The sequence below is a fragment of the Aeromonas diversa CDC 2478-85 genome (assembly GCF_000819805.1).
GTDB classification, from domain to species: Bacteria; Pseudomonadota; Gammaproteobacteria; order Enterobacterales; family Aeromonadaceae; genus Aeromonas; species Aeromonas diversa.
Genome location: NZ_CDCE01000010.1, coordinates 61209 through 83245, shown reverse-complemented (window position 1 = coordinate 83245; position 22037 = coordinate 61209). Strand labels below are relative to the sequence as shown.

General features: G+C 58.9%; 20 protein-coding genes and 1 pseudogene. 14 read left to right on the top strand and 7 right to left on the bottom strand.

Features of this window, described 5'->3' with window-relative positions; genetic code table 11:
• Nucleotides 1–188: 188 nt before the first annotated feature.
• Genes cysC through cysG form a run of 5 tightly spaced genes read right to left on the bottom strand, consistent with a single transcriptional unit; the run spans nt 189 to nt 6341 of the window.
• Nucleotides 189–782, bottom strand: a complete 594-nt coding sequence (cysC, locus tag BN1121_RS02185) for an adenylyl-sulfate kinase (protein WP_005350467.1) — start codon at nt 780–782, stop codon at nt 189–191.
• Between the two features lie 45 nt (nt 783–827).
• Nucleotides 828–2552 (bottom strand): SLC13 family permease, encoded by a 1725-nt coding sequence (locus tag BN1121_RS02180; protein ID WP_005350465.1) that lies wholly within the window; start codon nt 2550–2552, stop codon nt 828–830.
• A 3-nt stretch (nt 2553–2555) separates the two neighbouring features.
• A complete protein-coding gene (gene cysN / locus BN1121_RS02175) occupies nt 2556–3971 on the bottom strand; it encodes a sulfate adenylyltransferase subunit CysN (protein WP_005350461.1) in 1416 nt (471 codons plus the stop codon).
• 9 nt (nt 3972–3980) lie between these two features.
• Entirely contained in the window at nt 3981–4889 is a 909-nt protein-coding gene (gene cysD, locus BN1121_RS02170) for a sulfate adenylyltransferase subunit CysD (RefSeq protein WP_005350459.1), read from the bottom strand.
• Between the two features lie 45 nt (nt 4890–4934).
• Entirely contained in the window at nt 4935–6341 is a 1407-nt protein-coding gene (gene cysG, locus BN1121_RS02165; protein ID WP_043597088.1) for a siroheme synthase CysG, read from the bottom strand.
• 225 nt (nt 6342–6566) lie between these two features.
• On the opposite strand from cysG, the gene BN1121_RS02160 reads away from it, so the two are divergent.
• A complete protein-coding gene (locus tag BN1121_RS02160; protein WP_005350449.1) occupies nt 6567–7487 on the top strand; it encodes an SPFH domain-containing protein in 921 nt (306 codons plus the stop codon).
• On the top strand, nt 7484–7942 hold the full coding sequence (locus tag BN1121_RS02155) for an NfeD family protein (RefSeq protein WP_005350446.1): 459 nt from the start codon (nt 7484–7486) through the stop codon (nt 7940–7942). Before BN1121_RS02160 ends, BN1121_RS02155 begins: the two co-directional genes overlap by 4 nt.
• Here BN1121_RS02155 and BN1121_RS02150 read toward each other — a convergent pair.
• A complete protein-coding gene (locus BN1121_RS02150) occupies nt 7933–8322 on the bottom strand; it encodes a CBS domain-containing protein (protein WP_005350444.1) in 390 nt (129 codons plus the stop codon). The two genes, BN1121_RS02155 and BN1121_RS02150, sit on opposite strands and share 10 nt — an antisense overlap.
• A 161-nt stretch (nt 8323–8483) precedes the next feature.
• Between BN1121_RS02150 and BN1121_RS02145 the strand changes: the two genes are divergently transcribed.
• The 4 genes from BN1121_RS02145 (at nt 8484) to BN1121_RS02125 (ending at nt 13739) form a co-directional block, all read left to right on the top strand.
• Nucleotides 8484–10397, top strand: a complete 1914-nt coding sequence (locus tag BN1121_RS02145) for an ABC transporter ATP-binding protein (protein ID WP_005350433.1) — start codon at nt 8484–8486, stop codon at nt 10395–10397.
• Nucleotides 10384–10845 (top strand): DUF2390 domain-containing protein, encoded by a 462-nt coding sequence (locus BN1121_RS02140; protein WP_005350430.1) that lies wholly within the window; start codon nt 10384–10386, stop codon nt 10843–10845. The genes BN1121_RS02145 and BN1121_RS02140 overlap by 14 nt, the downstream gene beginning before the upstream one ends.
• Nucleotides 10846–10892: 47 nt before the next feature.
• Nucleotides 10893–11747 (top strand): 23S rRNA (adenine(2030)-N(6))-methyltransferase RlmJ, encoded by an 855-nt coding sequence (locus tag BN1121_RS02135; protein ID WP_005350427.1) that lies wholly within the window; start codon nt 10893–10895, stop codon nt 11745–11747.
• A 1209-nt stretch (nt 11748–12956) separates the two neighbouring features.
• Nucleotides 12957–13739: a hypothetical protein gene (locus BN1121_RS02125; RefSeq protein WP_005350424.1), complete on the top strand. Its 783-nt coding sequence runs from the start codon at nt 12957–12959 to the stop codon at nt 13737–13739.
• Nucleotides 13740–13861: 122 nt separating this feature from the next.
• On the opposite strand, the pseudogene BN1121_RS02120 reads toward BN1121_RS02125, so the two are convergent.
• Nucleotides 13862–14443: pseudogene (locus BN1121_RS02120) on the bottom strand (IS5 family transposase); the annotation flags it as partial.
• Nucleotides 14444–15079: 636 nt separating this feature from the next.
• On the opposite strand from BN1121_RS02120, the gene BN1121_RS02115 reads away from it, so the two are divergent.
• From BN1121_RS02115 to BN1121_RS02095, 8 genes are all read left to right on the top strand, one after another.
• The gene (locus tag BN1121_RS02115; protein ID WP_005350418.1) at nt 15080–15442 is read left to right on the top strand and encodes a DUF2061 domain-containing protein; all 363 of its coding nucleotides are present in this window, start codon (nt 15080–15082) and stop codon (nt 15440–15442) included.
• Nucleotides 15443–15598: 156 nt separating this feature from the next.
• Entirely contained in the window at nt 15599–16195 is a 597-nt protein-coding gene (locus BN1121_RS02110) for an MliC family protein (RefSeq protein ID WP_043597082.1), read from the top strand.
• 321 nt (nt 16196–16516) lie between these two features.
• The gene (locus tag BN1121_RS02105; protein WP_005352304.1) at nt 16517–17053 is read left to right on the top strand and encodes a hypothetical protein; all 537 of its coding nucleotides are present in this window, start codon (nt 16517–16519) and stop codon (nt 17051–17053) included.
• 622 nt (nt 17054–17675) lie between these two features.
• Nucleotides 17676–18095 (top strand): PH domain-containing protein, encoded by a 420-nt coding sequence (locus BN1121_RS02100; RefSeq protein WP_005352302.1) that lies wholly within the window; start codon nt 17676–17678, stop codon nt 18093–18095.
• A gap of 457 nt (nt 18096–18552) precedes the next feature.
• Nucleotides 18553–18915: an Imm41 family immunity protein gene (locus tag BN1121_RS19120; RefSeq protein ID WP_081606428.1), complete on the top strand. Its 363-nt coding sequence runs from the start codon at nt 18553–18555 to the stop codon at nt 18913–18915.
• Nucleotides 18916–19453: 538 nt separating this feature from the next.
• Nucleotides 19454–19915 carry a hypothetical protein gene (locus BN1121_RS19115; protein WP_081606427.1) on the top strand — a complete coding sequence of 154 codons (462 nt, stop codon included), beginning with the start codon at nt 19454–19456 and terminating at the stop codon, nt 19913–19915.
• A 146-nt stretch (nt 19916–20061) separates the two neighbouring features.
• Nucleotides 20062–20973: a DUF2971 domain-containing protein gene (locus BN1121_RS19105; protein WP_081606426.1), complete on the top strand. Its 912-nt coding sequence runs from the start codon at nt 20062–20064 to the stop codon at nt 20971–20973.
• Between the two features lie 120 nt (nt 20974–21093).
• Complete coding sequence (locus BN1121_RS02095) at nt 21094–21561, top strand: GNAT family N-acetyltransferase (RefSeq protein ID WP_005352298.1); 468 nt, start codon at nt 21094–21096, stop codon at nt 21559–21561.
• Nucleotides 21562–22037: the final 476 nt, after the last annotated feature.

Genomic DNA, 22037 nt, shown 5'->3' with positions numbered 1-22037 from the left:
CGCAGGGCGGGCGAAACCCCGCGTAGCGGCAATCCCGCAGGGATTGTGATGATTGCCATAGGCAAGGAGCTTGGCCGAGCGCCTCCGGGTGAGCGGGCGCCCCCCTTCGAGGAGGAACTCCTCGCGTCCCATGCGGCGTAGGCGCGTCGTAGGCCCGGAGCTCGACCGAGCTCCCCACCAGTCGCCACCTAGTCGATCAACCCCCTCTGCCTCAGGGCCCCCAGTAGGGCCTCCACCAGCGCCGGTACCGGCGCGCCGTCGTTGTGCAGGTGCACCTCAGGGTTTAGCGGCGCCTCGTAGGCGGCGTCGATGCCGGTGAAATTCATAATTTCCCCGGCGCGCGCCTTCTTGTAGAGCCCCTTGGGGTCGCGCTCTTCGCACACGCTAAGCGGCGCATCCACAAACACCTCGACAAACTCCCCCTCCCCCAAGAGATTGCGCACCAAGTCGCGCTCCTCCCGGTACGGAGAAATAAAGGCGGTGAGCACAATCAGGCCCGCGTCCACCATGAGTTTTGCCACCTCGCCGACCCGGCGGATGTTCTCGCGCCGCGCCCCCTCGTCAAAGCCGAGATCGCCGCACAGGCCGTGGCGTACATTGTCCCCGTCGAGCAGGTAGGTGTGCTTGCCAAGCCCCGCCAGCGCCTCTTCCAGGGCGCCGGCCAGGGTCGATTTGCCCGCCCCCGAAAGGCCGGTGAACCAGATGACCAGGGGGCGCTGCCCCTTGGCGTCGCTTCTGCGCTGCTTGGTCACCGCGTGGGGGTGCCAGACGATATTGTTCATTGATCCTCCGTCGGGCCGGGCCCGAAGCGTGTGGGTGCCCCGCCCTCAGAAGGGGAAGAGCAGGGGCACCATGATGATGACGCCAATGCTGTAGGCCAGTGACACCGGCAGGGCCAGCTTGAGGTAATCCTGCATCCGGTAGTTGCCCGCCGAATAGACCATCAGGTTGGTCTGATAGCCATAGGGCAGGATAAAGCTCGAGCTCGCCCCGAACAGCACCGCCAGGATGAAGGGCATGGTCGAGACATCCATGCTGAGCGCCAGCTGATAGCCCATGGGGAAGGCCAGGGCGGCGGCGGCGTTGTTGCTCATCAGCTCGGTCAGCACCAGGGTGAAGAGATAAATGCCGATAAAGGCGATGAGGGGGCTGGCGCCATTAAACTCCCCCATCAGCCACCGGGCGATGACGTTGGCAAGCCCGGTCTTCTCCAGCTGATCCGACAGGGCCAGGGCCCCGCCCACCACCAGCCAGATCTCGAGCGGGAAGCGGCGGCGGATCTCGTCGAGAGTCAGGATGCGGGTCGCCAGCAGCGCAACCAGCATGATGAGCAGCCCCTTGAACAGCGGCAGCAGCTCGAACACAGAGGCGGCCAGCACGGCGGCAAAGCCCCCCACCACGGCGGCGCTGCGGCGGGTATCGAGCCGGGTCGACGCCTCTATGCCACTGACCACCACAAACTCCCGCGACAGGGACTTGTTGCCGGCAAAACGCGGACCGGGGGCGAGCAGCAAGGTATCCCCCGCGTGCAGCTCAATCTGCCCCAGGCCGCCGGTGAGCTGGCTCTCGCCACGGCGCACCGCCAACACCACCGCATCGAAGTGGGTGCGAAACTCGGCGTCGCGTATGGTCTGGCCGACCAGGCGCGAGCTGTGGCTGACGATCACCTCGACCAGATGCTGGCCGTTGAGGCGATGCTCGCCGTAGAGCTCGAGGCCGCGCATCTCCTGCAACACCCCCACGCTCTCCACGTCGCCGCAAAACAGCAGCATGTCCCCCTCGTGCAACTCCTGCTCCGGCTGCACCGGGCAGATCACCTGATCCCCCCGGATGATCTCGGCCAGATAGAGGCTTTTCAGGCTACGCAGGCCGTTCTCCTTCACGCTGCGCCCGGCCAGGGGGGAGCCGGCGCTCACCTTGGCCTCGAGAAAATAGCCCTGGCTGCGGTCAAACTCGCCCTCTTGCTCCGGCAGGCGACGGGCGAACAGCATCACGGCTATCCAGCCGGTCAGCAATGTCCCCGCCCCCACCATGAAGAAGTCGAACATGCCAAGGGGCCTAGCCCCCATCTTCTCGAGGAAGCTGTTGACGATGAGGTTGGTGGAGGTGCCAATGAGGGTCAGCACGCCGCCGAAGGTGGCCGCGAAACACATGGGCAGCAGCAGCCGGCTGGCGCTGTGCTCGGGGTTGCGCTTGACCGCCCCGAGCATGGAGGCGACCACGGCGGTGTTGTTGACAAAGGCCGACAGGAAGGCGGTGGAGAACCACACCTTGGTCAGCACCTGGGTAAAGGAGCCGCGGCCCACGGCCCCGGCGAACCAGCTCATCAGCCGGCTCTTCTCCACCGCGAGCGACACCAGCAAGAGCAGCACCAGGGTGAGCAGGGAGCCGTTGGTATAGCCCGCCACCACCCCCTGAATGTCGGCCAACCCCACCAGATAGGTGACGAGGACGGCGCCGGAGAAGAGCAGGGCCGGCCGCAGCCGGCCCTGGATCAGCAGCACGATCAGGGCAACCAGCAGACCCAGCACCAGGGATTGTTGCCACGTCATGGATTACTCCTTACTGATGTCGAGCGCCTGCCAGTGGGGGAAGTGCTTGCGAATGAGGGCGTTGAGTTCGAGCTCAAACTCGCTGACGCTCCCCTTGGCCGCCACCTCATCGAGCCCCTGCACTATCATGCCGGCGCCGACCGTGACGTTGGTCAGGCGATCGATGAGGATAAAGCTGCCGGTGTCGCGGATATCGCGATAAGGGTCAAACCCGACCGGCTCGGTCAGGCTCACCTCGCACAGGCCGATCTCGTTGAGCTTGAGCTCATCGGCGGCGTGCTCTTCGAGGTTGTTGATGTCGATGCGGTGGCGAATGGTCGCCACCTCGCCGCGGGTCTTGCGGGTGGCCAGCTTGATGTCGTAGCTGCGCCCGCTCTTGAGCTCGCTCTCCCCCATCCAGACGATATGGGCCAGCAGGCGGCGCGACACCGCGCTCTGCTGCTCGGCAGCCACCAGCAGATCGCCACGGCTGATGTCTATCTCGTCGGCCAGGGTGAGGGTGATGGCCTGACCCGGCAGGGCATGGTCGAGATCCCCGTCGAAGGTGACGATGCGCGTCACCCTGCTCTCTTTGCCAGAGGGCAGCACCGCCAGGCGATCACCGACCCGCAGGATGCCTGAGGCCAGGGTGCCGGCGAAGCCGCGAAAATCCAGGTTGGGGCGGTTCACATACTGCACCGGCAGGCGCACCGGATGGCGGGCCAGGTCTTGCTCTACCTCGGCGCTCTCGAGCAAGGCAAGCAGCGGCTCCCCCTGATACCAGGACATGTTGGCGCTTGAATTGACCACGTTGTCCCCATCCAGGGCCGAGACCGGCACCAGCTGGATGCTCTCCACGTCGAGCTGGCTGGCGAAGGCGCGGTAGTCGCGGCTGATCTCGTCGAAGCGATCCTGGCTAAAATCGACCAGATCCATCTTGTTGACCGCCACCAGGAACTGCTTGATGCCAAGCAGGCTCGCGATAAAGCTGTGGCGACGGGTCTGATCCAGCACCCCCTTGCGGGCGTCGATGAGGATGATCGCCAGATCGCAGGTCGAGGCGCCGGTGGCCATGTTGCGGGTATACTGCTCGTGGCCCGGGGTGTCGGCGATGATAAATTTGCGCTTGGCGGTGGAGAAATAGCGGTAGGCCACGTCTATGGTGATCCCCTGCTCGCGCTCGGCCTGCAGGCCGTCGACCAGCAGCGCCAGATCCAGCTTCTCGCCTGTGGTGCCGAGTTTTTGGCTGTCGGACTCGAGCGCCTTTAACTGATCTTCATAGATCTGCTGGGAGTCGTGCAGCAGGCGGCCGATGAGGGTGCTCTTGCCATCGTCCACGCTGCCGCAGGTGAGAAAACGCAGCAGGCTCTTGTGCTCCTGGGCCTTGAGGTAGGCCTCGATCCCCTCGCTCTCGAGGGCGCTCTTGACGTAAGAATTCATGGCAACTCCTTAGAAATATCCCTGACGCTTCTTCTGCTCCATCGAACCCGACTGGTCGTGGTCGATGAGGCGTCCCTGCCGCTCGCTCGAGGTGGTCAGCAGCATCTCCTCGATGATCTCGGTCAGCGAGGCGGCACTCGACTCGATGGCCCCGGTCAGGGGGTAGCAGCCAAGGGTGCGAAAACGCACCAGCTCCTCGCGCACCACGTCATCGGCACTGAGCGGCATGCGCTCGTCGTCCACCATGATCTTGATGCCGCCGCGCTCCACCACAGGGCGGTAGGCCGCGAAGTAGAGGGGGACTATGTCGATGTTCTCGAGATAGATGTATTGCCAGATGTCGAGCTCGGTCCAGTTGGAGAGGGGGAAGACGCGGATGCTCTCGCCCTTGTTCACCTGACCGTTGTAGGTGCGCCACAGCTCGGGTCTCTGGTTCTTGGGATCCCAGCGGTGGTGCTTGTCGCGAAACGAGTAGACCCGCTCCTTGGCGCGGGACTTCTCCTCGTCCCGGCGCGCCCCGCCGAACGCGGCGTCGAAGCCGTATTTATTCAGCGCCTGCTTGAGCCCCTCTGTCTTCATGATGTCGGTGTGCTTGGCGCTGCCGTGCTCGAAGGGGTTGATGCCCATGGCGAGCCCCTCGGGGTTCTTGTGCACGATGAGATCCAGCCCGAACTTCTCGGCGGTCTGGTCGCGAAAGCGAATCATCTCTTTAAATTTCCAGTCGGTGTCCACGTGCAGCAGCGGGAAAGGGAGCTTGCCCGGGTAGAAGGCCTTGCGGGCCAGGTGCAGCATGACCGATGAATCCTTGCCGATGGAGTAGAGCATGACGGGGTTGTCAAACTCGGCGGCCACCTCGCGGATGATGTGGATGCTCTCCGCCTCCAGCTGCTTTAAATGGGTCAATCTTTCGCGGTCCATGTCGATTCCTCGGTCATTAATAGCGGGGTATCCCCCAATTCGGACTCAGGCCAGCTTCACCAGCCCGAGGGTTGCCGGCTCGGCGCGCTCGCCAAACCAGGCCAGTTGTTCGTGCAGTTGCACCACCTGCCCCACCACGATCAGCGACGGGCTCTGGGCGCCGGCGGCCAGGGTGGCCAGCTCATCGAGCCGGCCCACCAGGGTGCGCTGACGGGCCGTGGTGCCACGCTCTATGATGGCGATGGGGGTATCTGCGGCGCGGCCGTGTGCCATCAGCTGCTGGGCGATGTGCTCGCTTTTCATCAGCCCCATGTAGATGACCAGGGTCTGGTTGCCGGCGGCCAGGGCCGGCCAGTCGGGCTGGCTGCCCTCGGCCTGGCAGTGACCGGTGATGAAGGTGGCGCTCTGGGCAAAGTCGCGGTGGGTGAGCGGAATGCCGGCGTAGGCGGTGGCCCCGGCGGCGGCCGTGATGCCCGGCACCACGGAGAAGGGAATGCCCGCCTCGGCCAGCACCTGCAACTCCTCGCCGCCGCGGCCAAACATGAAGGGATCCCCCCCCTTGAGGCGCACCACCCGATGGCCCGCCTTGGCGTATTCCACCAGCAGGCGGTTGGTCTCCTCCTGGGGCACGCTGTGGGCGCCGGCCTTCTTGCCGACCGACACCAGGGTGGCGTCGCGGCGCACCAGATTGAGGATCTCGGGGGAGACCAGCTGGTCATAGAGCACCACCTCGGCCTGCTGGATCTGTTGCAGCCCCTTGAGGGTCAAGAGACCCGCATCGCCGGGGCCGGCACCGACCAGCACCACCTCGCCCGCCGCGCGACCGGACTGGGTGAGCTCGTCATCCAACCAGGCCTCGGCCTGGTCCCACTCCCCCTTCTCGATGAGGCCACCTAGCGTGTTGGAGGCGTAGGCCCGCTCCCAGAAGCGGCGACGGGCCACCAGGGTAGTGAGCGCCCGCTTGGCGCGCTCGCGGATGCGACCGGAGAGCTCGGCGAGACCGCCGAGGTGAGCCGGCAGCAGGCTCTCGAGCCGCTCGCGAAGCAGGCGCACCAGCACGGGGGCCTTGCCGCCGCTCGAGACCGCCACCATGACGGGGCTGCGATCGATGATGGAGGGGAAGATAAAGCTGGAACGCTTGGGGTCGTCGACCACGTTGACGAACAGGCCGCGCTGGTTGGCGCTTTGATAGACCAGGGCATTGACCGCCAGGTTGTCGGTGGCGGCCACCGCCAGCAGCTGACCGTCGAGATGATCGGGGCGAAACGCCTCGGCCAGGTGGGTGAAGCGCCCGGCGAATTCGGCAAACCCGGCATCGAGCGCCGGGGCGACCAGGGTGAGACGGCTACCGGCGGCCAGCAGCAGGCGCGCCTTGCGAAGGGCGACCTCGCCCCCGCCCACCAGCAGCACAGCACGGCCTTCCAACTTGGCAAACATCGGCAAATAGTCCATCTCGCACCTCTTCATACCTGATGAGGGCACTCTAGTGGCTTGCTGCATCGCCATAAAATAATAAAGAACGTTTATTTATAGCTTTTTGTCATATAAGGATGATTCAAACCCGACAGAAGAGCCCACGCAGGGTCTGACACAGGACACGCCGGGGGACCAAATGCGGAGTAGTCCTCTACTCTCTAGAGGTATAAGCTGCCCCTATCATCCAAAAGGAGCCAAATGATGAATGAATCCCTGATTGTCTTGGCGATTTTCGTGATCCTGGTGATCGCCACCCTGGGCGCCGGCATCAAGATAGTGCCCCAGGGCTACAACTGGACCGTGGAGCGCTTCGGCCGCTACACCCGCACCCTGACCCCGGGCTTGAACCTCCTCATTCCGTTTGTCGATCGGGTCGGCCATCGCATCATCATGATGGAGCAGGTGCTCGACATCCCCTCTCAAGAGGTGATCTCCCGTGATAACGCCAACGTCACCATAGACGCCATCAGCTTCGTACAGGTGGTCGAGGCGCACCGCGCCGCCTATGAGGTCAACGATCTGATGAGCGCCATCCGTAATCTGACCATGACCAACATCCGGACCGTGCTAGGCGCCATGGAGCTCGACGAGATGCTCTCCCAGCGCGACACCATCAATGAGAAGTTGCTGCGTACCGTGGACGCCGCCACCGCCCCCTGGGGGGTCAAGGTGACCCGCATCGAGATCCGCGACGTGCAGCCGCCCACCGATCTGGTCGAGGCGATGAATGCCCAGATGAAGGCCGAGCGCCAGAAACGCGCCGAGATTCTGGAAGCCGAAGGGGTGCGCCAGTCGAAGATCCTCAAGGCCGAGGGGGAAAAGCAGTCCCAGATCCTCAAGGCCGAGGGTGAACGTCAGGCCGCCTTCCTCGCCGCCGAGGCGCGCGAGCGGGCCGCCGAGGCCGAGGCGCGCGCCACCGAGATGGTCTCCCAGGCGATCGCCAAGGGGAACGTGCAGGCGGTCAACTACTTCGTGGCCCAGAAATACACCGAGGCGCTGACCCGCATCGGCGAGAGCGAGAACAGCAAGATTGTCATGATGCCGCTCGAGGCGAGCCAGCTCATCGGGGCCATCGGCGGCATCGGCGAGCTGATCGGCAAGCGCGGGGAGCAACAATCATGATGGAGTGGCTCGCCACCCTCTCTCACTGGCACTGGCTGGGGCTGGGCTGTGCCCTGCTCGCCATCGAGGTGATGGGCAGCGTCGGTCTGCTGCTGTGGACCGGCATCGCCGCCCTCGAGGTGGGGCTCTTGCTGCTCATCATCCCCTTCGGCTGGCAGGGGCAGTGGCTGCTGTTCGCCATCCAGAGCATCGTTACCACCTGGCTGTGGTGGCGCTGGCAACACGGGCAAGATCGGGCACCAAAAGACGCAGCCGCCGGGATCAACCAGCGGCTGCTGGGGTATGTAGGGCGGGAAGTGCTGCTGATAGAGCCGGTCGAGCAAGGCCTCAGCCGGGTGCACCTGGACGATACCGTCTGGACGGTGCGCTGCGATCAGAGCCTGCCGGCCGGCAGCAAGGTGCGTATCACGGGAGCCGACTCACACCGGCTCACCGTCGAGCCCCTTCAGCCCTGAAAGCAGTCACTCTCGACACAGGCCTTGAGCATATCCTTCCAGGTGACAATGCCGATCAACTCGGCATTGTCCAGCACCGGCAGGCAAGAGACCCCCTCACTCAACATCAGGTTGGCGGCGCTTTGTACCGACATGCGCGCCCCGACCGTGATGGGGTGGGACGTCATGATCTGGGAGGCGATGAGGGGGGCACCGGTATCCCCTTGCAGCACCATGGCCCGATAGATATCGGTATCTTTGATGACACCGACCAACTCCCCGCCGGCCAACACGGGGAAGTGATGAAAGGTGACCGATTGCAGTAGCTCACTCAACTGGGACAGTGGGTCCTCAACCCCGACGGCAATGGGGGCGGGAGACATCATCTCTGCGACTCGCATAGAAGCTTCCTGTTTGTGCTTGTTGTGGGTTCCATTCTACGACCGCCGGCAGGCGACTAACCCGGGTCCGGCTCCCATAATTGTGGGCCAGAGTGCAAAGCAGAGCCATTTCACGTAATATTCTCGCGTTTTTTCCGACCCCTTTCCGGTACCCAATCCCCATGATAGTTGCCAGTGAAGTCGAACTGATCCGCGGCGCCCGCAAGCTGCTCGATGGCGCCAGCGCCACCATCCACCCCGGCCACAAGGTCGGCCTGGTGGGCAAGAACGGGTGTGGCAAATCCACCTTCTTCGCCCTGATCCGTGGCGAACTGACCCTGGACGCCGGCTCGTGCAGCGTGCCGAGTGGCTGGCAGATCGCCGGCGTCGCCCAGGAGACCCCGGCGCTCGACTGCTCGGCCCTCGACTACGTCATCGACGGGGACAAGGAGTACCGCGCCCTGGAGGCCAGGCTCAAGGCGGCCGAGGCCGCCGACGACGGCATGCTGGTGGCTGACCTGCACGGCAAGCTCGACACCATAGGCGCCTGGAGCATCCGCGCCCGCGCCGCCGAACTGTTGCACGGCCTTGGCTTTGGCGACGAACAACTCGCCTCACCGGTGCGCAGCTTCTCCGGGGGCTGGCGCATGCGCCTCAACCTGGCCCAGGCCCTGTTGTGCCGCTCCGATCTGCTGCTGCTCGATGAACCGACCAACCACCTGGATCTCGACGCCGTCATCTGGCTGGAGAAGTGGCTCAAAAGCTATCAGGGCACCCTGATCCTCATCTCTCACGACCGGGACTTCCTCGATGCCGTGGTGGGGCGCATCATCCATATCGAGAACGGCAAGCTCAACGAATACACTGGCGGCTACTCCGACTTCGAACTGCAACGGGCCGAGCACTTGGCCCAGCAGCAGTCCATGTTCGAAAAGCAGCAGCGCGAGATTGCCCACATGCAATCTTACGTGGACAGATTCCGCTACAAGGCCTCCAAGGCGCGCCAGGCCCAGAGCCGCTTGAAAGCCATGGAGCGGATGGAGAAGATCCTGCCCGCCCACGCCGACTCCGAGTTCAGCTTCGAGTTTCGCGATCCTGCCGCCCTGCCGACTCCGCTTATCGCCATGGAAAACTTGAGCGCCGGCTACGGCGACAAGGTGATCCTGGAGAAGATCAAGCTCAACCTGGTGCCGGGTTCGCGCATCGGCCTCTTGGGTCGCAACGGGGCGGGCAAGTCCACCTTCATCAAGATGCTGGCGGGCTCCAACGCGCCGCTGTCGGGCAAGCTCGAGGTGAGCGCCGGGGTGAGCATCGGCTACTTCGCCCAGCACCAGCTCGAGACACTGCGCCTGGACGACTCCCCCCTCGATCACCTGGTGCGTCTGGCGCCGGACAAGCCCGAGCAGGAGCTGCGCAACTACCTGGGCAGCTTCGGTTTTCACGGCGACAAGGCGCTCGACAAGGTGGCCCCCTTCTCGGGCGGCGAGAAGGCGCGTCTGGTGCTGGCCCTCATCACCTGGCAGCGCCCCAACCTGCTGCTGCTCGATGAGCCGACCAACCACCTGGATCTCGAGATGCGCCACGCCCTGACCCTGGCCCTGCAAGGCTTCGAGGGGGCCATGGTGGTGGTCTCGCACGACCGTCACCTGCTGCGCACCACCACCGACGACTTCTACCTGGTCCACGGCGGCCGGGTCGAGGCCTTCGACGGGGATCTCGACGACTACCACAAGTGGCTCGGCGATCAGGATAAAGAGGCGAGCGCCAAGCCCGCCGATGCCCCGGCCGCGGCCAACTCGGCCGTGGCCCGCAAGGATCAGAAGCGCCGCGAGGCGGAGTTCCGGCAAGCGACCCGGCCGCTGCGCCAGAAACTCGAGAAGCTCGAGGCGAGCATGGAGAAGCTGCAAGGCAAGCTGGGGGAGATAGAGAGCCAGCTGGCCGACCCGGCCATCTATGAAGAGAGCGCCAAGGGCAGACTCTCGGCGCTGCTTAAATCCCAGGGGCCGCTCAAAGAAGAGCTGGAAGGGGTCGAGCTCGAGTGGATGAGCCTCTCGGAAGAGCTCGAGACCATGGAGCAGGCCTTTGCCGCCGAGTAACTGGCCCACGGCGCAGGCCTTCTGGAGCTGGGCGGCCGAGCGTTATAGCCGCGCCCCCTCCAGCTGGCTGGCGCTGCAACAGGCCGGCGGCAGCGTCAACCTGGCCCTGCTGCTCGCCTGGTGTGACGAGGCGGGTGAGGCGGCGCCGCCCCTGGATGTTCTCGAGGCGGCCATCGCCCCCCTCGAGGCCGTGCTCGGCGAATTTCGCGCCCTGCGCCGGCGCCTCAAGGCGCAGCTTGCCGAATGCGATTACCGGGCCCTGCTGGACCACGAGCTGGCCCTGGAGCGCGAGCAGCAGACGCGCCTGTTGGCCGCCGCCAGCCAGGCCCCGGCGGGCCAACTCGCCATCGGCGCCGCCCTTTGCCACTATCTGATGACCCTGGGCCTTGGCCCCCGGCTCGCCGAGTTCGGCGCGACCCGGCCCGGGCACTTACGCCCGCCCCATTAAGCACCTCAGTGCCCCTGGCACAGGTACCCGTTTTATAGAGAGAGCCCATGCTGAGCTATCGCCACGCCTTTCACGCCGGTAACCACGCCGACGTCCTCAAACACGCCGTGCAGGCCCTGATCCTGGCGAGCCTGAAGAAAAAAGAGAAACCCTTTATCGTGCTCGACACCCACGCCGGCGGCGGTCTCTACGATCTGCGCGGCGAATGGGCCCAAAAAAAGGCCGAGTATGCCGACGGCATCGGCCGCCTGTGGGGCGAGCAACAGAGCTGGGCGAGCATTGAGGAGTACCTGGGGGCGGTGCGCGCCATGAACGATGACGGCACCCTCACCTACTACCCGGGCTCCCCCGAGCTGTCGCGCCGCCTCACCCGCGAGCAGGACAGGGTGGTGCTGATGGAGCTGCACAACAACGAGGTGGAGTCCCTGCGCGGCAACATGGAAGGGGACGAGCGGGTCACAGTGCACCACAGGGACGGCTTCGAGGGGCTGGTGGGGCTGCTGCCGCCGACCCCGCGCCGCGGCCTGGTGCTGATCGATCCCCCCTATGAGCTGAAAGAGGACTACGTCCGGGTGGTCGACACCCTGAAAAAGGCGCAGAAGCGCTGGGCCACCGGCATCTACGCCGTCTGGTATCCGATCCTCGGGCGCGAGGCGGATCGCTCCCGCGACATGCTCAGCGCCATCGCCAAGGCAGGCTTTGGCGACGTGCTGGTGGCCGAGCTGGAAGTGGCCGGTCAGACCCCGGACTGGGGCATGAACGGCTCCGGCATGGTGATCGTCAGCCCCCCCTGGATGCTGGACGAGCAGATCGAGTCCTTCCTCAACCCCCTGTGCGCCAGGCTGGCCCAGGGCGCCGGCGCCCGGTACCGGGTCGAGTGGCTGAGTCGCCGGGAGGAGTGAGGCGCTCGGGCCAAGCTCCTGGCCTATGGACAGCCCTTTGATGCGGCTGCACCGCACGCAGGGGGCGCTCGGCCAAGCTCCTTGCCTATGCCTAGCCCTCTGATGCGGCTGCGCCGCATAGGACGCGAGGAGTTCCTCCTCGAAGGGGTTTCGCCCGCCCACTTGGAGGAACTCGGCCAAGCTCCTTGCCTATGGCAAGCATCACAATCCCAGCGGGATTGCCGCTATGCGGGGTTTCGCCCGCCCTGCGGGCTGTGGCGAGTGACTTTTCTTTGCGTGGCCAAAGAAAAGTCACCAAAAGAAAGGCCAACCCCGCCGATTCGCTCTCCTTCGTCGAGTTCCCTCGCCTCAGCCATCAGGCCGACGGCACGCGCCGACGGTCCATCCTTGGACCGCCGCCTCTCGCTCGACATCCCTGTCTCGCGACCTGGCCTGATGGCCTCACCTCGGCGAATCAGAGGGGGAACCAATACCGTGCCCCACGGATACTCTTACCGATACGGGATGCATTGATGTAGCCACTGATCGTCCCTGGCCTTGCACCCTCACCTCGGCGGATTGAAGGGGGAGCCAATACCCTGCCGCCCTGATGCTCTTGCTGATAACTGGAACGACGAACTGATTAGCCCCTTCGGTATTGCTGATCTACTCCAACACGACTCAAGCTGATTAATTTATTGATCTTGCTCAGGAAACCATCGTCTCCTGCTTTCCTCCCCCGCTCCACTCGCTAACATAGCCGTTTGGCAACCGACTCACCGGAGTCACCCATGAGCCAGGTCTACGCAACATCGCAGGTTAACAGCAGCAGACTGGAGGCTGTCATTCAGGGGCGGTAGCCTTGCCGGATGGAATGGATCAGCAAGAGCTGCCCACTGGGTCCACCCAAGGTGATGACGGGCCTTATGTTTATTTCTGAGCTGTTCACGTTGGCGTGGTTTGGCGGCGCTTTCAATGAGCAACCCATGTACTGTTTTTTTACACAGCCGTCATGGTGGCGAAAAAAGAGGAAGTCACGCGAATACACCCAGCATAAGAAGCAAACGGATAACATTATGATTTAATGATGATTTTTACTTGGCGGCGATTGAAATGTTACGGAGTTAGATGGAATTCTCTGCTAACGGATTAGTACCGCCTTCCATCTAATCACTGTTAAGTGCCAGTGGCAGTAGTTTTACAATTATAGATTAAAAATTTGAGGATAAAATGGCGGAAGAATCCCTTGGAACTAAGGTTACAAATTTAGCTGTGGCGGTGTTGACTATTGTTGCTTCATTGTATGGTGGCTATGTGTTTATCGAAAGTAAGTTTGAAGAGTTTGTAGCTGAGAAATTAGAGCCTTATCAACAGCTGCTAATCGCACAGTCAATTGATAATGATGGCGCAATTTTTGAGTATCAGAAATCATTAAAAACTATGCTAGATGACAAAGTAACTAGCGAAATGTTAACAGCTGTTGTTACCCCTTACCTCACCTCGATAGCGAATTCAGATAAACCATACAAGTATCAACATCATACTGAGTCAATTAGAAAACTCATCGGTACGAAACTACCCATGGATTACAACATGGCAAACTCTTTTGGTTGGATCTATTTATCCACTAATGATGTAGAGAAGTCTAGAGAGTACTTTCAGCTTTCACTATCGCTATACAAACAAGCAGATCTTCTTGAGCTATCCTCAAACACTTCTTATGGTCTTATGCTTACATATTTGATATCCGGAGATATGGAACAAGCGATAGCAAACTATAACAATACTTGGAAGTATGACTATTCAGGGTACAATCCTAATACATATTATTCTTCTGGGTTCCAAGAATATCAGTGGGCTCAACGTTTGTTTGCTCTCTATCCAAGTTTAAAGGGGAATCACCAAAAATTATTGGATTACTTGAAAGTTACTTATGAATTAGGTGAACAAATAAAGCCAAAAGAAATCAATAAAGAAGTGATTGAAGCTTTGCAGATTGAAAGTGGCACTTAACAATCTGTTTAAGAGTGATTCGCAACGCTTGGCATTTTTACCATGCGTTGCGTTTGGTGTTTAAGGGGCGTTGTTGATCAAATCCGTCGCTGGATGGCCGTTCCCCAACCCGTTGATACCACTCAATTCACTGGCTGGCGAACAGGCATACCAAGCCCTATCAGCTTGTTCATCACCTTCACGCCAGCCAGGATTTCGCCCACTTGGGCGTTGTAGTTCCGCAGGCTCAGCTTTGGCCCGATGAGTTGCTTGAACCGGTACATGGCGGTCTCGGCTATCGAGCGCTGGTGATAGCCGGAGTCTTTCTTCCATTGCTCCAGTTCATCGGCCTTGAGCGCCGTCACCGCTTCGTTGCGGGGATGCCCCTCCTCCCACAGCGCCGCGTTTTTTCTCGGCGGTATGGTGGCTTTCGCCCCCTTCTTCTTCAGTAGCGCATGACAGGCCTTGGTGTCATACGCGCCATCGGCGCTGACCTGTTTTATCTTGCGTCGTAAGGGGTTGAGCAACGTCGGTAACACCTCGTTATCCGCCACCGTCTCCAGGCTGACTTCGGCAGCGATGACCGCATGGGTTGTGGCATCCACCGCCAGGTGGAGCTTGCGCCACACTCGTCGCTTCTCCTTGCCGTGTTTGCGAATTTTCCATTCGCCTTCGCCATAGACCTTGAGGCCGGTGGCATCAATGACCAGGTGAGCTACCGGGCCCTGGAATAGCGCCGTGATACCGAAGGGGCTTATCGGTTCGTCAATCAAATGGGACACCCAGCGTTCTGAGCACCGCGTAGCGGCCAACAGATCGGCGAGCGCCCCCTCAATCACTGACGGGCACGGTCTTGGACCGATTCCGGGACACCAAGGCGAATGTTGGGACACCCACCGTTCTGAGCGCCGTGTTCTGAGCGCCGTGTAGCAGCCAACAGCTCGGCGCTCTGCCGCCCCGGTCACGCACGGTATTGTCACCCCCCTCCAATCCGCCGAGGGGAAGGAGCAAGGTCAGTCGCGCCGTCAGGGATGATGGCGCAGCCGCAGTCAAGGACTCGTCGCAGGTCTAAAGCTCGGCAGCTCTCCCCCTAAAGGGCAGGCTCCCCCGCGTAGTGGCATTCCCGCCCCACCTCATTCCCGCACCGATAACATCCCCATGAACCGAGTCCCTCACCGCGGCAGGTTGGCATTGATATCGATAGGAGCGCCTTGCCCCGAGCACAGATGCATCCCTTGACCCCACCTCTGCGATACGGGGCCATCGATAGGCAAGACCGAACGAGCCAATAGATGATAATAGATATCATTTGCGAACTGATTGGTGGATACTGCCTAGCAAGCAAAGAGGGAGAGACCATCATGAAAAAGACCATCAGCTTCGCCGGACTGCACTTTACCGTCGCCTTTACCCTGGCCTGGCTGCTGACGGGCGAGCTGCTGATCGCCAGCCTGATCGCCCTGATCGAGCCCATGGTCAACACGGTGGCCTTCTACCTGCACGACAAGGGGTGGCAGTGGTTCAGGCCCGAGCACAGCCTGCAGGCCAAGACGGCCAGCTTTGCCCTGGTGCACTTCTCGGTCGCCTTCACCGTGGCCTGGCTCTTGAGCGGTGAGCTGCTGACCGGCGGTCTCATGGCCCTGGTCGAGCCTTCGGTCAACACCCTGATCTTCTTCTTCCATGAAAAGGCCTGGCGCTGCCGCCATACCCTGGCAGCCGCCTGAGACGCAGGGCCGCTCTGAGTGTGCTGTTATCTCTGTCATCTGGCCGGGATGCACCACCTGGGCCCGACAGCCCGCTTCGCAGTGCCCGGTGCAGGCGCTGCCAAGATGGTGCGGATTGGAGTAGCCTTATGCCACCAATCCGATGGAGCCTCTGTTATGAAATGTCCCCTCATCGCCCTGCTGCTGCCCCTCCCCTTCACGGCCCTGGCCGCCCCCTCCTTCGACTGCGCCAAGGCGAGCGGCGAGGTGGAGCAGCTCATCTGCAAGGATGCCGCCCTCGCCCGCCTCGACAACCAGCTCAGCGCCCTCTGGCCCAAGGCCATCAAGGGGATGAGTGACGAGGAGAAAAAACAGGAGAAGGCGATGCAGCGCGGCTGGATCAAGGGGCGCAACGAGTGCTGGAAGGGGAGCGATGTGCGCGCCTGCGTCGAGCAAAACTACCTCACCCGCATCGCAGCGCTGCAGATCAAGGGTGGCCAGGTGATGGTGCCCGCCCCCGTCGGCTATCGCTGCGGCGACACCCGACTCACCGTCTACTTCTACAACGAGACGGCCCAGAGCGCTGCCGTCATCAACCTGAGCGACAAAGGGGCCGCCCCCCAGCAGTTGCTCGCCTTCAACGTGCGCACCGCCAGCGGCGCCAAGTACGAGGGGCAAAACCTCTCGCTCTGGACCAAGGGTAAAGAAGCCCTGCTGGAGCGCTATGGCCAACCGGATAGCCAGTGCCAGGAGATAACGGTGTCTGCCGAGTAGACTCTCGCAGGGGCTCGCTCAAGCCCCTCACCTGACTCCCTCTTCCTTCGGCGGATTGAAGGGGGGGCCCATACCCAGCCCCTGCTGATACCTCAAATGGCCCCCGATTGCCTGCATCTGTTGCCGCGCCAGTGCCGACCAATAGCGATTAATCGACTGAACTTGCTCAGGAAACGCCCATCACCCTCTTCCTTATTCGGCCACGGGCGCTAAGATATCCGTTTGGCAACCAGCGAGCCGCGGTTACCCATTCCCCAGCCCAACCTTGGGTGTTGCCCACTGGCGACGCGTTCGCTGCCACCACTTACCACGGATGATGTTATGAACAATGTCGTGTCCTGTTTTCTTGCTGTATGCCTCATCGCCGCCTGCGCTTATCCCGAAAAAGCCACATGCCAGATTGGCGAGCGCCAGGCCTCTGCCAGCGAGATGCTCAATGGTATTACCCAAAAACATCCGGTCACTTACATCCAGCTGGCGGCCGAGCTCTTTAACCAGGGCAAAAAAGATGAGGCGGTCGTCTGGTACTACGTCGGACAGATGCGCTATCGCGCCCATCTGATGGCAAACCCGGATTTAGAGCCCAGTGGAGAGCCCGCGCTTTACTCATCCCTGATGCAGGTAGTCGGGCAACCCATCAATGAATATGCCGGCTCCGATGCAGACAACTGGGAGCGACTCATCACGAAGGCGATTGCGTGGAATGCTGAACACGAGAACGCCTTTACCCCCAAGAGTCGATTCCCCGAGATCTACCGAGAGGTTGAAGACAACTTCATGGAGTTCAAGAAATATGTCGCTGAGAACAAGGCCGACATCATTAAAGCCAGAAAAGAGAACGGATTAAGCGGCGGCTAACCAGCCAGGCCTCTGGCGGATAACGGGCCATCAAGGGCTTGGCCAGGCTCCTGCCCGGCGACCGGCCCGTTGAGGTGACGCAGCAGCATAGGAGACGAGGGCGACAACCTCGCAGGCGTTTCGCCGCCCTGCGGGCCCGTGCGAGTGACGTCTTGTGGGCCCAAGAGGCCCCTTCTGATGCCCCGTTTCATAACCATTAAACAATTTATTGATCTTGCTCGGGAAATAACGCGCAGCCTCTTTCCAACCCAGCCTGGTTCGCTAACATAGTCGTTTGGCAACGGTCTCGTCGGAGTCACCCATGAGCCAGGCCAGAACAACCGCGCAGGGAAACAGCAGCAGACTGGAGGCTGTAATTCAGGGGCGGTAGCCATGCCTGATGAAATTGATAAGCAAGTGGCGTTCACTGCGCCACTCAAAATAGTGACCCTCCTAGTTTTAATGACCACAACGGCGTCAAAAAGGGGGGACTCCCTGGCTCTGGCCAAGGACGGCTTCTATGGCCTCCCTTGGAATCAAGCCGTATATCAAGCTCACGTCCGCAAATAAGCTGACACATCAATGCAGCCGACCCGCTAAAGCGGCTGGCTGATTTCCAACGTTAGATCGCACAGGAAACGTTATGGCAATCCTTTATCGCTCGAAGATCGACACCTGGCTCGCTGTCGTGCTCGTATTTGCTGTGCTTGCCTCCTTGGCAGGCGCAGTGACGGCACTTAGCGTTGAACCAACAGCACTGGCGTGGCCGATCGCGCTGGTTGCTGTGACGGTCGGCGCCGGTTTGCCTACGTGGCTGCTCACGACCACCTACTATCGGCTAGAAGGTGACACGCTGTTCGTCAGCTCCGGGCCCATCCGGCTGCGCATCCCACTCCGCGAGATCGTCAATATCACGCCCACCAACAGCCCATTGTCGAGTCCGGCGCTGTCGCTGGATAGGTTGCGAATCGAATATGGGCGTGGCAAGTCGGTCATGATTTCTCCTCGCAACAAGGAGGAGTTCGTTCGAAATTTGGAAGCCGCACGTCGCAACGTGGTCTAACTATTTGCTCAGGCGAATGCCAGGACACCCACAGCTCTATGCGCCGCGGCCAATAGATCGGCGAACGATGAGGGGCCTTGGCAACAACGATGGGTGACCCTCTGTTGCACTTGCTGCTGCCGAAGCACTGGGATAGCCGCCACCAAGCAGGCTGGCCATCCCAACTTGATCGATCAATTGATTGATCCAGCGAAGGCAACAACCCTGGCCCTCTTCCCCCACCTCGCTCGCTAACATAGCTGTTTGGCAACCGACTCACCGGAGCCACCCATGCACTTTTTTATACAGTCGTAATGGTGGCGCAAAAAGAGGAAGTCAAGCAAATACGTCCCGCGAACATTCTGATTTCAAAATCATTTCTATTTGGCGGCGATAAAGATGTTACGGAGTTATATGGAATGCTCTGCTAACAGATTAATATCGCCTTCCATCTAATCACTGTTAGCAGTAAGTAAGCATGAACGAAATAAATAGGAATTTTTCCTGGAGTAAAGAATACTCAGAGGGCTCTTTTGTTGGTGTTTTTCACGAGAACCATGTTTGGGATGATGAAGAATACTACAAATTAGAAAATTACCTCTATGAAGCATGCGAGAGGTACGCAGGTCAAAGCTCTATTCCAAGAGAAGTATTCTGGCCTGCAATGCGCATTTACAGCTATTTGTCGCAATCTATAAGCTGTCATTTTGATCCAAATGATGGCTTCGAAATTAAGCACATTAATCAAGATCAGTTATACCAACGTCGTGAGCGGTTACAATTAGTATTTGAGGGTTTCTTTAAAGGTGAAATGCCAAACAAAAAGTATCTTGGTTATTAGTAAGTACGGAAGCGAATGCCAGGATACCCACAGTTCTATGCGTCGCGGCCAATAGATCGCGAGCGATGAGGGGCCTTGGCAACAATGATGGGTGCCCCTCTGTTGCACTTGCTGCTGTCGAAGCACTGGGATAGCCGCCACCAAGCAGGCCAAAACAACGCCGCAGGTTAACAGCAGCTGACGGGAGGCCGTCATTCAGGGATGCTAGCCTTGCCGAATGGCATGAATAAGCGAGAGTTGCCCACTGGGATCCACTGGTGACGGCCGCATGTTTATTTCTGATCTGTTCACGCTGGCGTGGTTTAACGGCGTTATTTATGAGCACCCCATGCACTGTTTTTTATACAGTCGTCATGGTGGCGCAAAAAGAGGACGTCAAGCGAATACGTCCCGCTGCTAGAGGTGAGCTGGTAACATTCTTATTTCAAAATCATTTCTACTTGGCGGCGATAAAAATGTTGCGGAGTTATATGGAACTCTCCGCTAACGGATTAATACCGCCTTCCATCTAATCACTGTTAGCATTTAGGAGATAGCATTGAAGTTTTCTACGTGGAAATTATGGGATAACCGTAATGAACATCAACAGATTAAATATCCAGGAATTTATGCAATATCAATAAGTGATGCACATTTAGAGGGAAGGAGCTTTGATATTTTAGATGATATTGTTTATTTCGGCATGAGTAACTCGGTGCAAGGAATTAAAGGGCGTCTGGAACAGTTTAATAATTCCTTAAGAGACAAACGAGGTGGCAAGCATGGAGGTTGTGAGCGAGTACGATATGATTTTCCAGATGGTGAACAATTAGCTAAGAGGTTGTTTGTCTCTGTATTGCCTTTTCTTTGTAACACGAAAGAACCTTCATCGAATGACCTCAAACAAATGGGTGAAGTAGTTAAAGCGGAATACGATGCTTTTGCTTGGTATTTCGAGGCGTACGGTCACTTACCCAAGTACAATGACAAGAAATTGAGGCCACCGAAACAACAAAGCTAACAAGCTGCTCAAGAGGGATTCGCAACGCGTGGCATTTTTACAATACGTTGAATTTAGTGATTAAGGTGGTTTGCGTCGGCATCACTATTGCGTTGCTCACCCCTTAGCAGAGCGTTACATTTCTCGGTGCCACATAGGGAGTCGGGGTGAAAACATATAAATACTTGGGGAATTTATCTGCGGAGTGTTTCCTCAAAGACCAAACAATAAGATTCTCTCAGCCCAAAGCATTTAATGATCCGTTCGAGTTACAGCCAGAATTTCATGTATTGGATGAGGGATTTATTGAGGGTGAGGAGCGGCCATGCCAGTTCGTAATACATGGACACCAATCGTCTTATGAGAAGTATCTTCTTACCAACCACACGGTAGAAACTCAATCACGAAAATTAGATGGGAAGAACATCTTCTCGCAACTAAATGAAAAAATTGGCATCTTGTGTCTTACACAAGCAGAAACACTTATGCCGGCGAACTTCCTAATGTGGGCGCACTATGCAGAGTCACACCAAGGCATAGTAATTGAGTTTAAGCCAGATAGTGAATTCATCAAAAATTCTAGTTCAGTTCACTATCTTCCTCGCAGGCCAATCATTGACGCTAAGCTTTTGTATGAAAATGAGTATGTGGCTATCGAAGAACTGTATTTTAAATCTGACATTTGGTCGTACGAAAATGAAATCAGAATAACCAAGCCATTGTCTGAATGTAAAAGCCTAAATATCAAAGATGCATTAGGAAATGAAATATACGTTTCAAAAACCCCACTCAACAGTATTAAATGCATCTATTTAGGTTGCAATTCGAGTGATAGCATTAAATCAGAAGCCATCAAACTCCACCAATCATCAGGCATTAATGTCGTCTTCTTAAAAGTGCATGATGAAGAGTACAAGCTAATACCTTACACCAATCTTGGTGGTACTTGGTCAGACATTTACAAAACCAGCGAACAGCTACTCTTCGATAGAGAAAAAAATGTAAACAGCGGCTGCTATGGACTGCATTACGCTACGCTCCATGCAGCCCCAGAGCCAGGCGTTAAATGCCCAAAATGAAATACCGATGAACCGGAAGGATGAAGAAACTGGACACCCACCATTCTGAGCCCACCAGGTGGCCAAGAGAACAAAAATGGTGACTGCCCCCCCCTAACGTTACGCCTCACTGGAATTATTATGAAACTAGAACTGCTCGCGGATAATCTCAATGCGTTGGATACGGTTGCTAAATGGTATTTTGACGAGTGGATAAGCGCTATTCCTGGCGTAACCATTGACCGCGTAAAAAACAAACTCTCAAAATCAGTTAATCGTGAATCGGCCCCATTACTCGTCATTGCCAAGAAAGACAACGAACTACTGGGCGCGGCAGAATTAAAAATTCGAGAGATGGATATATACCCTGAATACGAATTTTGGCTCGGTGGCGTTTACGTTGACGAAGGTTCACGGGGTAATGGTATTGGCAGAGCATTAACAGAGAATATAATTCAACGCGCGAAAAAAATAGGTATTAAAAAGTTATACCTCCAAACCGAGGCGTTATCGGGTGGCTTATACTCCAGCTGTGGATTTATGCCAATTGAGCAAGTTGAATACAAGGGGCATAACGTTTTAGTTATGGTGGCAGAGCTGGATACGTGACAAGCCCATGTTTTTCCGGCGTGGGACCACGGCTCTGAGTGCCGCGTAGCGGCCAATAGACCGGCGATCTACCGCCCCAGTCACAGTCGGGCACGGTATTGGCTCCCCCTCTGATTCGCCGAGGCGACGCCACTGCACCAGGTCGCGAGACAGGGATGTCGAGCGAGCGGCGGCGGGCCAGGGAAGGCCCGTCGGCGCGGGCCATCGGTGCTGTGGCTGAGGCGAGGGGACTCGACGAAGGAGAGCGAATCAGCGGGAGTGGCCTTTCTTTTGGTGACTTTTCTTTGGCCACGCAAAGAAAAGTCACTCGCCACAGCCGGCAGGGCGGGCGAAATCCCTATGCGGCATAGCCGCATCAAGCCGCTCGCCACAGGCAAGGAGCTTGGCTGCGCTCCTCCAAATGGGCGGGCGAACCCCCTATGCGGCATAGCCGCATCAAGACCCCGCATAGCGGCAATCCCGCCGGGATTGGAATA